The organism is Paenibacillus sp. CH40 (assembly GCF_024213605.1).
GTDB classification, from domain to species: domain Bacteria; phylum Bacillota; class Bacilli; order Paenibacillales; family Paenibacillaceae; genus Paenibacillus; species Paenibacillus polymyxa_B.
On sequence record NZ_JANAVQ010000005.1, the window covers coordinates 147,184 to 161,616 of the forward strand.

Consider the following 14,433-nt stretch of genomic DNA (forward strand, 5'->3'; position numbering starts at 1 on the left):
ATGGATTTGCAACGTTTGCATAAAGAAAGACGTGTAGCGTTCTGGGGACAGGTGCTGCCCTATCTGGGCTATGTCATTCAAAGCGGTCTGGCGGTGGTCTTCGGCTTTGCGCTGATTGCCTTTGCCGCATGGTACACGTCGCTACTAATGCATACTCCACCGGATTTGCCCATCCGCTGGATCATGCTTATTGTGGCTATTCCGATTGCTCATGCGAGCTTTCGTACGTATTTAAACGCAGCGGATATTGTTTTCCTCCGTCCACAGGAGCACGCGATGCACCATTATTTTAAGGCCAGCCGGATTCGGGGTGTGGTGTACAAAATATTCGGTTTGCTATTGCTGTCTATTATCGTGTGGCCGCTGTATATTCGCAGTGATGCGGCGCCTAAGCCGTTGCTACTGACCCTGCTACTGTTTGTGCTGTTAAAGCTGCTATTCAGCTACGGCGGCTGGCAAGAGCTTCGCATGGTATCGATTGGCGGGAGTGTAGGCTATCGTCTGCTTCGGTGGGTATTGGCTGTGCTGATGGTAGCCGCATGGCTATGGCAGCCTCCACTACACAGCGTGCCATTTATCATATTGGTCGGTGTGGTGTACGTGCTTGTTCTGCGTTTTCCGGTCAAGCTGCTAGTGGCTTGGGAAAAGCTGATTCGTACAGAGGGTATGCAGGCTGCTCGGGTGATGCGCACTTTGGGCTGGTTTGTCGATGTGCCCGCCCTTACGCAGAGAGTGACGCCACGTCGTTGGCTGTCCTGGTTGGGAGGTAACATACCTTGGAACAGAAGGGGAGCGTATCGTTACCTGCTGTTTAAGACATTCCTGCGTACAGAGCCAGCAGGTATTGTCATTCGGCTTGGAATTCTGGGGTTGTTAATTATATATATCACCCATGCTAGCTGGATTGGGATTGCAGTATATTTATTTTTCATATTCCTCATTGGTGTACAGGTTACTTCACTAAAGCAGTATCACAAGGATTCGTTGTGGCTTCAGTTATATCCGATTCCTGCGCATAGTCGTCGTGCGTCTTTTCTCGACTTTGTTGTTCGGTTGACGTTGCCGGCTGCTGTGGTTCTGTGGCTTCCTTTTCTGGCAAAAGGAACGGAAGATCTACTGTCTACACTGCTCACGCTGCTTGGGGGAGTTGCAGTAGTGTTCTTGTTACGAGGCGCTCAAGCCAAAAAATGGCGTTTGGACGGTCAGGATGAGGAAGAAGTGTAATTTGTATCTATGTGAATAAAGTAAAGGCTAATTCGCAAGCAGCAAGAGCTGTCTGCGAATTAGCCTTTTTTGTACGCTCGCTGTTATCGTAGCCGTGGGTGCAGATTTCCGCCTGCTTATATAAAGAGCGTTTTGCTGATGATAACTAATAAAATGAACAGTACCAGAATTGTTCCTGTGCTTGTGAATGCGCCGTAACCACCGTAACCGCCTCTTGTTTCTTCTGCTCCCATGCTCATTCTCCTCTCGGTCATTGTGATAAAGGATACATCGTATCTTATGAATTGGATTTTCAGATTGCGTGGGCCAATGCTCAGGTATGTTGCTGAATCGCCTTATATTTTTCATCAGATGTAGGGGGGGATAGAGGAAAAGACACGTATTATCGAGAATAGAAGAAGTACGTAGTCATTATCACTTGGAAAGTGGGAAAGACGAGATGCTGGTAGATAAGCTGCTCGTGAACATATTTCTTGTGTTTGTACCGTTATTGGTATATAGCGCTTTGTCAGATCATCGGCATAGGAAACATACCCCGTTGCTTATGGGAGGGGTGCTGGGTGTGTCTTCTGTGCTTTGCATTATGTTTTCGTACATTTGGTATGGATTATATTGGGACCTTCGATATGTTCCTCTGATCCTTTCTGTTTTATATTTTGGTCCAAAGGCAGGGCTTCTGAATATAACGCTGATGGTGATGGCTCGTATGTATATAGATCCAGAGTCTATGGTGGTGAGCTTTCCCAGCATGATGTTGTGTTATTTGGGGCCTCTCTTGGTGAGAAGAAAGTTTATGCAGCTCAATAGTATGTTGCTTCGGGTGGGCATGAATATGCTAATGAGTATATGGACCAATATTGCCATGCTTATATTTTTGTTAATACATTCCTGGGCCAATGGCAGGCTGGATAAGGATGAGGTCGAGCTGATCCGGGCAATACTCTGGTTCGGTGTGATTCAATTCCTAAGCATTGGAGCCTCCTCTTTCTGGATGGAGTTTAGTTTGGAACGGGAAGAAATGAGAAGAAAGATTAAATATGCTGAGCATCTGAATACCTTAGGTGAACTGGCTGCCTCTATGGCTCATGAAGTAAGGAATCCGTTGACCGTGGTTAAAGGGTTCCTGCAAATGGTTCAGTCAGGGCTAGAAGGGAAAAATCGCAGATATATTGCTTTGGCACTAGCAGAGGTCGATCGGGCTGAAAGAATTATTAGCGACTATCTGAACTTATCCAGACCGCAGATTGGGAACACAGAGCTGATGGATTTGTCTGGCATGGTTCAACAGATTGTTTTGCTTTTGAAACCGATGGCGACCAAGCAAGGCGTAAGACTGTATACTGAGCTAAGGAATGAAATATACGTACATATGGATCGTAATCAGCTGTTACAGGCGTTAATACATGTGACGAAAAATGCGATCGAAGCTGCGGATGATGGGGGCAGGGTATACATAAAGCTGGCGATTCAGGAAGAGAAGGCATGTCTGCATATTAGGGATACGGGAAAAGGCATGAGTCAGGAGCATCTGGAGCGAGTGGGTACTTTGTTTTTTTCAACCAAAGAGGTAGGAACGGGACTGGGAACGGTCGTCTCCTTTCGAATCATTGAAGCTATGAACGGAAGTATACACTATGAGAGTGAGCCGGGAGTCGGAACCGAGGTAGTCATCCTGCTACCACTCGCACAGAAATCTTTGCTCGCTGCTGAAGGATAGTTTGTTGCGAAGTGTGACTTACAATGGTTCAGCTCATTAAAAAGCGGTATGCCGCAACATCCGGCATACCGCTAATGATGCTATATTTAATCTGTTACATATTAGGCGTTCAACAAATCTTGTGCGCCACGGTAAACAATGTCATACAGGTCTTCCAGATACTCTTCCTCGATACATGAGAATGCGATTCGGAGATCATATTCACCCAGCGCAATCGTCCCTACCCCATATTGTTCCAGCAAATGTGTGCGCAGTCGTTCAGCGGACAAGCCGTTCAGCTTGAGGCACATAAAATAACCCGAATTGAAAGGATAGTAGCTCCATACATCTCCGTATTTTCCACTATCGAGTAACGCTTTGACTTTATTAGCCCGACCCTTCATAATCTGGAACTTTTCTTTCTTCTGTTGTTCAAAGTCTGTTGACTTGAGGGCATCCAGGACGAAGGTTTGAGATGGGTGAGGACCGCTCGAAATCGTTGCCCGAATAATCCCTAATGTTTTTTGTTCTAGTGCGCTCAGTACATCCTGATGTTCCGAAGCAAAGGTAATAAATCCGACACGGAAGCCCCAAACAAATTCTTCCTTGGTAGCTCCGTCAATTTTGACTGGTAGAATTCTCGGATGAAGTCCAGCTAACTGACCGAATAGTGATTCGTGCAGGGAGTCCTCGAAGAACAGACCAAAATAAGCGTCATCCGTCACAACTACGACATTGATGCCTGCTTCCGCGGCTTCCTGGATGGCAGCAACAATTGCTTTACCCTCTTCGACTCCCGGTGTGTAGCCCGTCGGGTTATTCGGGAAGTTCAGTACAACGATCGCTTTGCCGTATTCTTTCTGTGCCAGTAGAGCATCGCGTAATCCTTCACTATTAAAACGTTGATCCTCTGTGAACAACGGGAAATTCACCAAACGTCCATGACGGCGAATACCGAAAGTCAGCTCATAGTTTTCCCAGTTTTTGTCTGGGTAAATGACAGCATCCCCTTCATCCGTGAACAGGTCGGCAACGATGCTCAAACCGTGGGTCAGCGCGTTCGTAACTACGGGAAGGCCGTAACTTTTTCCAGCCAACGAAGGGTTTTCCTTCAGCATTTTGTCGCGCCATACACTACGTAGTTCAGGTTTGCCCGCAGGGGGAGCGTAAGGGTATAAATCCTTGGGATTGTAAGCGGACAGCTTTTCCTGAATGACCTCCAAATGCATAGGACCATTGCCTTCTGTAGCAATGCCAATCGTAGCGTTGTACTTTTTAGCAAGCTTCCCTGCTTCTGCGGATTGACTCAAAATCCCTTCTTTTGGGAAATAAATTTCTTTCCCTAAAAGAGAAAGCATTTGATATACATGCTCGTTGCCTGTCTGAATGTTTTGGTTTAACTGCGCTGCCAGTGGATTCATTCCCGTTTCATCCTTCCAAGTCATTTTGATTACATATTATAGCATTACACACGGTAAGCGTCACGCAAAAGCATCTGGAACATAAAAGCGCATTTTTTTGCTTAATGACGGCGCTGAGCTTATATTATAAATTAATGGGATAGAGGACAACCAAAGATTAACAAAAGGAGGTGCAGATTTTGCTGGATACATCTGCGTCATCGTTTATCCTGTTGTCGGCCTTCGCCAAAATTGTGTGCGAGCCGGGCTGGAAGTGGCAGGTACGCGAGAAGCCGATGCCAAACTATGATTTATTTTATGTATGGAGCGGAGAAGGAACAGTGGTCTTAAACGGGACGTCGTATCCGGTGAGCAAGGGGAGTTGCTTCCTGTTCAAGCCGGGGGATGATACCCGTGCCACACATAACCCGCAAAAGCCGCTCATACTTACCTATATTCATTTTGATCTTATCGAACAACCAAAGCTAATTCCTGCAAGCTACCGTATGCTGGAGGAAACGTTCGAGGTAGAGCATATGCTTGCCAGATACGTTCGACTACGCCTAGAGCGTGCTTATGGAGCTGACGAGGAAGGCAAGCTGATCCTGAAACAACTGATGATTCATCTGCTGCGTGCGGACCGTAAGGAGCCTCAGGAGCAACAAGCCAGTAACCAGCTCACCGAGGTCATTCGAGAAACGGCCAACTACGTGCGTCAGCATCCGGGACTTCCTCATCGCGTCGAGGATTTGGCTGCACGAGCGGGGCTGTCACCGCGTTATTTTTCAATTAAATTCAAGGAGCTGCTGGGTGTTTCCGCGCAATCTCATATTATCAGCATGCGGATTGAGCGTGCACAGCATCTATTACTACATGCCGGAATGAATGTGACCGAGGTGGCAGAGGCTTTGGGGTACCGTGACATCTTTTTTTTCAGCCGCCAATTCAAGCAGTACACGGGGAAAAGTCCGTCTGAGATCCGGTAATGCTATGGACGGTGGACAAGCTGTTTCGGATTTAGGCGTGAAGAATATAATGGATAAATTCCAAAAAAGGACCCGGGCAGTTACGCCGGGTCCTTTTTTATATGAGCAATTTAACATCATCCGATCCCAATGCTCATATGTGTAGCTATAATCCTGTTATGATAAATTCACTTATGCTTTGGGATCATGTCGAAAGCAACCCAGACGTTGTCCCATTTTCACCGCATCCCCCAGCTTCAATGCGGGGTCTGGCTCAAACGTGCCGTTTTCAGTTAGCAAAACGACAGTTGATCCAAATTCGAAATAGGCGAGATCGTCTCCTTTTGTCCATGAGACGGCCTTATCATCCGTATATTTAATGCTACTCACATTCATTGCGCCAACCTTGACGACCGCCACCTCACCATATTCGTGGGCAATGTACGTAATCTGTCGTTCATTGCGGCTAAGAACTGCTCGCATATGTTGCAAGCCGAAGTCATTCACTGGGTATACCTTGCCGCGCAGATGCTCTTTTTCTACCAGCGTACCGGATACTGGTGCATGAATGCGATGATAATCCGTCGGGCTGAGATAGAGCACAAAAGCATAGCCGTGTGTGTATTTTTCAAGACGCGGAGAGCGGTTAAGAAGCTCTTCCAGCGTATAGTCCTGCCCTTTGACATTTAATAGAGTGCCGGACGTAATTGGGCCAGTGAAAGTAATCCGTGCATCCACCGGACTGGTCATCACCTCGGCGTTCGTATCAATCGGGCGCATGCCCGCTTTTAATTTGCGTGTAAAATAAGCGTTTAGAGAACGGTATTCCTTCCATTCCTGTTCCGCCTCATGCGTCTGGATCTGGTACGTACGTATAAAGGTGGGGATAAAGAGTCGGCTTGCACCGCTTTGCGCGAAGGAGCCTACAATCCGGCACACCCACTTGCGCGATGATAGCTCCGTCATGAGCCGCAGCCACTGTTTTGCCATTACAGATCCCCCTTGTTCATTTCCGAGCCGTCTTGGCCGGAACCTGTCCGGCCGCTCTGAACTATATTGACACAGAATGTGACGTAAATCAATACAGTGGACGGCCTGGTGAACGTTCGGTGTCTGACGAAGGCATCCGTTCGAGAAGCCAACGAGCGTAAGCCATCGGCTGAGAGTATGTTTCTTTCCAGACATTGTGCATGCCCGCCTGGCTGAAGCCATAGCGCTGGTCACGACCGTTGCATTCAATAAAAACAATCTTGCCTTCATGGGTAATTCCCAGATCCAGACCGACGTCGGCGAGACGGGGAAGGGTTTGTGCCAGTCGGTGCACGATTTGTAATGAGAGTCGCTCCAGTTCATTCATCAGCCGAACTACGTTCGAAGTCTGAACCGTCTCTGTTTGTGATAACACTTCTAGTAAGGAACGGGCCGTACCGCCCTGTGCCACATTGGAGACGAAGGTGTGGGAAGGAGCAATTTTAGCATACATGCCTGTCACACCCCAGATACCGCCATATCCGCGCTGAACCGACACACGGACATCAAACGGACGATTGTTGTACAAAGCAAGCGGTATGGTTTCCTGTACGATATGAGGCACCTGCAGCAGTCGCTTGTGCAGAAATATTGGGAGTTCTCCGACATTCAAACGTAGGGTGGACCAACGCTCAGGTATAGCCGGATGAGCGCATTGCAAAGTCCAGCCTCCGCGGGAATGCCGCAGACGCATAATTCCTCTACCCACGCTACCGCTACTGGGTTTAATTACAACATCTCCGGTTTCTTCCATCAAGGTATGGATGTAGGAAAGGTTGCCTTGCAATGTTTTGGGGAGATGGATGCGTAGCAAAGGGTCTTCCTGCAGAATTGCATGTATATGGTCTTTGTGGAAACGGTTTTGTTCATTAAAAATATAGAACCCCTTTTGTACAAGCTTGCTGATATCTCTAGCATTTTCATTTTGCCGATAGAGAGTCCGATTGTGGATGACCGGCGGCAACGGAAGAATCATCTGCCGATACTCGTTGCCGTGTTTAACATAAGCCCGGCATGTTCCGGTCGCTATATGAATATCCTCCAGACGAAGAAAGCAGGGGATGAGCTCGTAGCTTAACCCGGCGTCCTCGTAATTGGCGATAGATTCATATCGCGTCCTCATGGCGGGGATGCCCCGGTAGGTTGCCGGGTTGAGCATGACGCCGACATGCAACATGAGTATGTCCGCCCTCCTTGTAGTCACTCCAACTGATCATACTGTGATTCTAGTCCATCATATGTATCAAAGATCGGCCAGGCATGGACGCTTGCCTTGCGGTAAGCCCAAAGTTAGAAGCGAGGCACATTTCAGCGAGGCAGACGATATGATACAAGATGAGTGTTGAAGAGTGTTGGAATAAGGTCAGAAAGTAGGTGAGGTGATGCAGAGGCCGAAGGTAGCAGTCGTTACACCGGGCTCCTTTGTTATACCTTCGCCCCGCAGCAGTTCTGTGGAGCGGGTAATTGCCCGCATGGTACCGCTGGCTAGTCATGAGCTTCAAGCGCAGATCTATGGCATAAAGGGAGAAGAGGCACCGGATCATGGCGATGTCGACGGAATTCCCTGCATGCGTTATACGCGGGGAGCAGGTTATATTTCTGAGGTGATTGCTGATTTAAAGAGATGGTTACCAGCGGTAGTAGATGTACACAACCGCCCGGCAGTTGCGTATGCAATTCGCGAGGCTTTACCCGATAGCCGAGTTGTGTTGACTTTGCATTCGACCACGTTCATCCGGGAGCCTTACCTCAAACGGAAGGATATGGGCAGGCTGCTGTTGTCGATGGATCGCATTATCGTGAACAGTGCGTATTTGGGGGCAATCGTAGCTTCTGACTGTCCCGAGGCCGTCAGAGAGCGCATCGTCATAAACAAGCTGGGTATCCATCCCGGCGATTTCCTGCCACGGTGGACTCCAGCAGCAGAAGCAGCCAGATCGGCGCGATTGGACGATTTCGGCTGGTCAGGGCGCAAAATCATGTTATTCGCGGGCAGACTGATGCCAGGGAAGGGCGTTCACCGGCTGCTGAAGGCCCTGCGGCATGTGGTCCGCGCCTGCCCGGACGTACTGCTGCTCATTGCAGGTAGTGCCTATTACGGGCATGACCGCCTCACGCCATACACGGCGTCGTTGCATCGGCAGATGCGTAAACTAAGGTTGGGGAAGCATGTGCAATTCCTGGACTATGTTCCGCATCCAGCATTGGCCTCGCTATATCAGCTAGCCGATGTGACCGTTGTTCCTTCAGTGAAGGATGAGGCCTTCGGGCTGGTCAATCTGGAAGCCATGGCGGCAGGAGTGCCTGTGGTCGCTTCACGAATCGGCGGTATTCCAGAGGTTGTACAACACGGCGAGACAGGCTGGCTTGTGTATCCGTCTCACGGTGAGCAGGAAATGGCCGATGCCATCATCAAGCTGCTCCAGCAACCAAGCTTGCGACGACAGATGGGAGAAGCCGGGCTTGGCGAGGTACGGAGACGATTTTTATGGCAACACTCAGCACAACGCTGGGCACAAATCATAACGGACTGTGTAGCGGAGTGACGTAGGCGCTGTTACGCGCATAGGCTATCTTATAGGCATTAGCCATGATTCCCAGCCGGGTGAATGAAGCGGAGCGACCGCTGGTTCACTCCTGTGCCAAAGGAGCGGTCACCATGAACCATCGTACGAACCATAGCCCTAAGGATAAAAGAACAGCACGGCGTAACCTTTCCCATGCGGTTCCCTCCCCCCGTGTTAACAAAGAGAAAGCGGCTTCGACTTCCGGCAGTCATAAATCGAACCAGCGTGGAACGGCAACGGTCCCTGCCCCCGTAGAGAAGGACACATCGGTTCAAGCTATAGAGGAAGCGGCATGGAAGAAGCATAAGCTCCCCAAAACGCTAGAGGAAGCGATGCAGATGAATCGAGCATCTGTACTGCTGTTGTCTGTGCCTGAGTCAGATACGGAATACAGGACGGATAACAACATATCGTCTATTACGACGGAAGGTCAGGCAGAGCAAGATTCGTTACTGGATTGTTCCATAACCAGTATTCACATTGCTGAAGGAAGACCACGCCCAAAGCAACGCGTGGTCTTGTCTGAGCAAGATATCGATCAAGCTTTCGATACGGAGAAAGAATTAAACCTGAATGTCATTCACGACGGATCAGCGACCAGTGACGAGGCTTCTGACGATCATATAGCTTCACCTCAATATGGGAGCATTTCTTTTCACCTCCCCGCACAAGCGGATAGGGGTGAAGTGAGCGTTGTATTTGAGAAGCCTTTTATAGATACACAGTATGTAATCACTGCCAATGCGAGTATACCGGGAGTGATGGTATCCGTCACACAACGTCAGAGGTATTCAGCAGTACTTACTGTGGAACGCATATACTCAGGTCCGCTATGTGAAGGGTTGGTCCTTTGGATTGCGATGGGGCAATAATAAGAAGCCGGAAATATAATTACCAATAATCAACTTTATACTAGAAAAAAGGCGTCCCATAGTGGGACGCCGTATACATAAGAGACAAGGGGGGGAGACTTGTAATACCGGGGAAATTTATATTATTTCACTTATCTCACACCTACAGCGTCAAAAGACTTCATAGCAGAGGTTACGGCTATTGAATTTTCACCATAACTATCTTTGGCCGCTTGGATCACAGCGGCTCGCGCGGTGGAGAAGTTAGACGTGGAAGTCAGATAATTGGTGAAGGCATTATAATAAATATATACGGCTGCATCACGTCCGATTCCATCTACCTTGACACCATGGAAAGTGCCTCCTTGTGCCAGTAGATAGTAGGCTTTATTAATAATACCGCTATTAATGTGGGCTCCACCATAATCCTCGTTGTTAGGATCAGGATAGAGATTGCTGTAGTGATCGACTTGACCGTATTTGACAGGATCGGAAAGGGAGCGAATGGCGTCGCCCTTAATATTAGGGGTATAAGCGACTTTGCCGAAATCCCAATTGGTGCGCTCAATGTCGTTGCCTATAATATCTGAGATGGCTTCACTTAATGCACCGGATTCAGCGAAATACACGAGCCCTGATGAATGCTCGGTTACACCGTGTGTCAGCTCATGGGCAACAATTTCAAGGTCGCTGCTAAAAGGGGCAAATAACGTGCCGTCTCCGTCTCCATAAAGCATATGAGTGCCGCCCCAGTGGGCATTATTGTAGTTCTTTGCGCCGTAATGGACTGCCGAAGCGATGGCCATGCCATGCCCGTCAATGCTGTCGCGTCCAAATCTATCCTTGTAATAATCGTAAGTGCGGATAGCGTAAGCGTGGGCATCCACCGCAGCCGGATCTTCCCACACGTTATCGGAATCTGTATACAGGGTGCCGGGGAGCGTCTCGGTGTTGTGGACGTTATAAGTTAGGATTCCTTTACCACGAGTCGTATCTTTTAGTTGATACTTCTTGCCCGAAGCTGTTGTTTCAAATGTTTTGGTATCACCGAATACACCGCGCCCTGTGCCGATCACTTCGTTAAGAATGTCATACTTGAATACGATTTTTCCGTCATTAGCGTCAATAAAGTAACGTGTGCGCAGCAGAGCGGGCTGTAAAGTATTAACTTCGGTTACATAGACGAGACGTGTTGAGTCTCCATCGGGATAGATGTACAGTTCTGCTTTAGGGTCTACACTTGGCTCCAGATTGGCAATTTTGGGGATAGAGGATGCAGGCTCTACCACTTCCAATTTACTGTTCTCCAGTTCAACTGCTTTATCCAAATCCAAGGAGTCCTTATCGACAGAGATTGATAATTCATTGTTAGATGCCTTTTCGTAAGTGTCTTTACTTACACTACTTGTATCCTCGTAAGGTTCAGGAACGATTTGGACGGAGGAAGAGAGAGAGTGAACCCGTATAGCTGCATCTTCATATGCGGTATATACAGCCTCAGTAGCACTGATTTTTGGAGTTGTATTTTCTTTGGCATCGGCTTGTTGATCTTCTGAAATGATCGCTCCCAAATAAGAGGTGATTTGGCCAGACTTGTTCACATGGATGGTCTGTTCGGCTCCAAATACGGGAATTCCGTTTACATATTGTTTTAACCGATAATGCTTTGTACCAAATTTGTCACTGGTGCGATCCACGATACGAAATTGCTCGCGCACATGGGAACCGATGTGGGTATCGTCCAGACTCAATAATGTTTTTTGTTGTCGATTTAAAAAGCTCCAGACCAGATTGTCGCCTGTTACCGTTGAAGGAGACTTCCAGTTCACCGTTTGGAATGTTGGTGTAAACTGAGTCGGATCGGGAACAGAATTTTCAGCTGCGGAGGCCCCGGGCGCTATAGATCCTAATAGCATAGCTCCTCCTAGAAGTGAAACCCATACTTTTTTCAATTCATACTCACTCTCCCTAGTTAATGTTGAGGTAAAAACACCCTGTTTGCAGAAGCCTTGCGTTATATATGTAAGTCTTGTTGCTCCTTTGAAACGTGAAGAAGCTGGATAAAAATGACCTTTTGTAAAATATTAAGGTTTATTTTTTTGCAATTTCAACGTCTCGGCTCTGATATTAGCACAGAGGTTGTCGAACGAGAAGGTTAATTTTACAAAATACCCCAAAATGAATCTTTAGTCCCTGATTTACTGTTTATTTGTCTTATTTAGTCGAAAATGATCGAAGGGACCCGATGAACAAGAAAAGGGCGCCCCTTTGAGGGGACGCCATAAATAAGGGGGAAGGGGCGCAGACTTGTACACTGCACCCCTATTTTTTCGTCCATTATGAGCAGACCTAAGTGACAGTTGCACAACGGCAAAGGTCTATGGACGGGATATGAGGATTATAGCGTATATGATTTAGTTTACGCCTACAGCGTCAAAAGATTTGGCAGCTGCAGTTGCTTGTGCCGAGTTCGCACCGTACAGATCATTTGCTGCTTGGATCACAGCAGCGCGTGCGTTGGAGAAATCGGAAGAAGAAGTCAGGTAGTTCGTAAAGGCACTGTAGTAAATTTGGACCGCTGCATCGCGGCCAATTCCATTTACTGCTACACCATGGAAAGTACCACCTTGTGCCAACAGATAGTAGGCTTTATTGATAATGCCGCTGTTCGTATGAACGCCACCGTTATCGGAGCTGCCTGTATACAAGTCGGAATAGTGATCTGGTTGATCATACAGCGTAGGATTGGACATAGAGCGCAGAGCATCGCCTGCAATGTTTGGCGTATAAATATCATCGCCTACAAGCCAGTTTTTACGCTGAATGTCATTGCCGATGATGTCCGAGAAAGCCTCATTCAATGCACCAGACTCTCCGTAATATTCCAAATTCGAAGTATACTCTGTGACACCGTGAGTAAGTTCATGACCTACCACATCGGGGTCCCCACTGAATGCGATAAATGTGCTACCGTCCCCATCTCCATAAGTCATTTGGGAGCCATTCCAGAAGGCGTTGTTGTAGCGGCTACCGTAATGGACTGTCGAACGGAGTTGCAGCCCGCGTCCGTCAATGCTGTTGCGTCCGAATTTGGACTTATAGTAATCATATGTTTTGGCAGCATACGCATGGGCATCCACGCCGGCTGGATCATTCCATACATTATCGGCATCGGTCAGAAGGGTACCTGGGATGCTTTGACGGTTGGAGGCCGTGTAGGTCACAATACCATTACCGCGTGTTGTATCTTTTAACTGGTAGCTACTACCGGAAGCCGTCGTGGTGAATGATTTGCTATCACCAAGCACACCTTTACCTGTGCCTGTCGCTTCATTAATGATGTCATACTGGAATACGATGCTGCCATCATTGGCATCAATAATGTAGCGAGTACGCAGTGGGGCAGGTTCTAAAACATTGACTTCTGTTACATAAACCAGCTGCAGGTCATCCCCTTTAGGATAGAAGTACAGATCGGCTTTAGGATCTACTTCTGGCTGCAGATTAGCGATTTTGGCAATGGAACTTTTTTCTGTCTCCACCGCCTCAATTTTGCTATCTTTCAGGGCAGATGCTTTATCAAGACTCAGCTCGTCCTTATCAGTAGATAGCGTTTTTACGTTGTTAGCTGCTTCGGCGTAAGTGTCTTTGCTTACACTGCTTTGTTCCTCAACATCTTTAGAAATCGTATCGTCGGAGGTAGGGAGGGCTTCAATCCGTGCAGCTGCTTCTTTATATGCAGTGTAGACTGCTTCAGAAGCGCTGATTTTTGGAGTTGTACCTTGCGTAGCTTCAGCTTGCTGATCCTCAGTAACCACCGCTCCTAAGTAAGAGGTGACCTCACCAGATTTGCCCACATGAATAGTCTGTTCAGCTCCATATACGGGAATCCCGTTTACATACTGTTTCAGCCGATAATGGCTCACACCGGACTTGTCGCTTGTGCGATCAACGATTCGGAATTGTTCACGTACACTAGAGTTGTCCGCACCCAGTAACGATTTCTTTTGCCGATTCAAATAGCTCCATACAATGTCGTCCCCGGATACCGAGGAAGGGGCTTTCCATTGCTCGGCGTGAAAGGTCGGTGTAAGCTGAGTTGGCCCCGAAACGGAACTCTCCGCTGATGCACCAGACGCGACAGACCCTAATAACATAGCTCCTCCAAGAAGCGAAACCCATACTTTTTTCATTAAAAATTCACTCTCCTCGATTATTGTCAGGATGAATCATCCTGTCTTGAATAAGGCATTGCGCCATTTATGTAGGTCGTGTTGTCGTCTGGAATAGAAGAAAATGGAACATGAAGAGAAATACCGAAGTGTTTTTCATGAAGCGTACGTGAAAAGAGGGTACTGCAGTATCAAGCATGTAGCTTAAAAAGGTGACAAACTCCTCCTTTCCTGTCGTATAAAAAGAAAATAGAATAATGGTGGATAATGGAAAAATATTGACTTATGCAAAAAAAACAAATGTTGATTTTTTGAACTCCCATCATCTGGCTCTGATATTAGCACAGAGAATGACGGACGAGAAGATCTATGTCACAAATTTATCCAAAATGATTCTTTAGACCCTAATAACTCATTTATTTAATAGGATTAATAAGTTATGTAAAATAAAGTCGAAAATTGCTGTGTCGAAAAGACCTCCACGATTGCCGTTACACACGGCTTTTGGACCGCATAGGTTATGTTGAAC

The 14,433-nt window shown here is 47.5% G+C and carries 11 protein-coding genes; 5 read left to right on the forward strand and 6 right to left on the reverse strand.

The genetic code is table 11. The features are described from left to right. Positions 1-1,224 (forward strand): ABC transporter permease, encoded by a 1,224-nt coding sequence (locus tag NLX73_RS16595; RefSeq protein ID WP_061830125.1) that lies wholly within the window; start codon positions 1-3, stop codon positions 1,222-1,224. Positions 1,225-1,340: 116 nt separating this feature from the next. Here NLX73_RS16595 and NLX73_RS16600 read toward each other — a convergent pair whose 3' ends face one another. Then, complete coding sequence (locus NLX73_RS16600; protein ID WP_216637468.1) at positions 1,341-1,457, reverse strand: YjcZ family sporulation protein; 117 nt, start codon at positions 1,455-1,457, stop codon at positions 1,341-1,343. A gap of 206 nt (positions 1,458-1,663) precedes the next feature. Between NLX73_RS16600 and NLX73_RS16605 the strand changes: the two genes are divergently transcribed. Then, on the forward strand, positions 1,664-2,941 hold the full coding sequence (locus NLX73_RS16605; RefSeq protein WP_061830091.1) for a sensor histidine kinase: 1,278 nt from the start codon (positions 1,664-1,666) through the stop codon (positions 2,939-2,941). A 101-nt stretch (positions 2,942-3,042) separates the two neighbouring features. Here NLX73_RS16605 and NLX73_RS16610 read toward each other — a convergent pair whose 3' ends face one another. Continuing rightward, positions 3,043-4,341 carry an aminotransferase class I/II-fold pyridoxal phosphate-dependent enzyme gene (locus NLX73_RS16610; RefSeq protein WP_061830089.1) on the reverse strand — a complete coding sequence of 433 codons (1,299 nt, stop codon included), beginning with the start codon at positions 4,339-4,341 and terminating at the stop codon, positions 3,043-3,045. A gap of 179 nt (positions 4,342-4,520) precedes the next feature. Here NLX73_RS16610 and NLX73_RS16615 point away from each other — a divergent pair, with 179 nt between their 5' ends. After that, on the forward strand, positions 4,521-5,306 hold the full coding sequence (locus tag NLX73_RS16615) for a helix-turn-helix domain-containing protein (RefSeq protein WP_061830088.1): 786 nt from the start codon (positions 4,521-4,523) through the stop codon (positions 5,304-5,306). A gap of 171 nt (positions 5,307-5,477) precedes the next feature. Here the strand turns inward: NLX73_RS16615 and asd are convergent, their stop codons facing one another. Further along, positions 5,478-6,275, reverse strand: a complete 798-nt coding sequence (asd, locus tag NLX73_RS16620) for an archaetidylserine decarboxylase (protein ID WP_061830087.1) — start codon at positions 6,273-6,275, stop codon at positions 5,478-5,480. Between the two features lie 88 nt (positions 6,276-6,363). Then, on the reverse strand, positions 6,364-7,491 hold the full coding sequence (locus tag NLX73_RS16625) for a YheC/YheD family endospore coat-associated protein (protein ID WP_254326731.1): 1,128 nt from the start codon (positions 7,489-7,491) through the stop codon (positions 6,364-6,366). Positions 7,492-7,696: 205 nt separating this feature from the next. Here NLX73_RS16625 and NLX73_RS16630 point away from each other — a divergent pair, with 205 nt between their 5' ends. Together NLX73_RS16630 and NLX73_RS16635 are read left to right on the forward strand one after the other, a co-directional pair. Beyond that, positions 7,697-8,860, forward strand: a complete 1,164-nt coding sequence (locus tag NLX73_RS16630) for a glycosyltransferase family 4 protein (RefSeq protein WP_254326732.1) — start codon at positions 7,697-7,699, stop codon at positions 8,858-8,860. 113 nt (positions 8,861-8,973) lie between these two features. Further along, positions 8,974-9,753: a WIAG-tail domain gene (locus tag NLX73_RS16635; protein ID WP_254326733.1), complete on the forward strand. Its 780-nt coding sequence runs from the start codon at positions 8,974-8,976 to the stop codon at positions 9,751-9,753. 131 nt (positions 9,754-9,884) lie between these two features. Here NLX73_RS16635 and NLX73_RS16640 read toward each other — a convergent pair whose 3' ends face one another. Continuing rightward, the gene (locus NLX73_RS16640) at positions 9,885-11,684 is read right to left on the reverse strand and encodes a M4 family metallopeptidase (protein ID WP_254326734.1); all 1,800 of its coding nucleotides are present in this window, start codon (positions 11,682-11,684) and stop codon (positions 9,885-9,887) included. 462 nt (positions 11,685-12,146) lie between these two features. Next, on the reverse strand, positions 12,147-13,925 hold the full coding sequence (locus NLX73_RS16645) for a M4 family metallopeptidase (protein ID WP_254326735.1): 1,779 nt from the start codon (positions 13,923-13,925) through the stop codon (positions 12,147-12,149). Between the last annotated feature and the right edge of the window lie 508 nt (positions 13,926-14,433).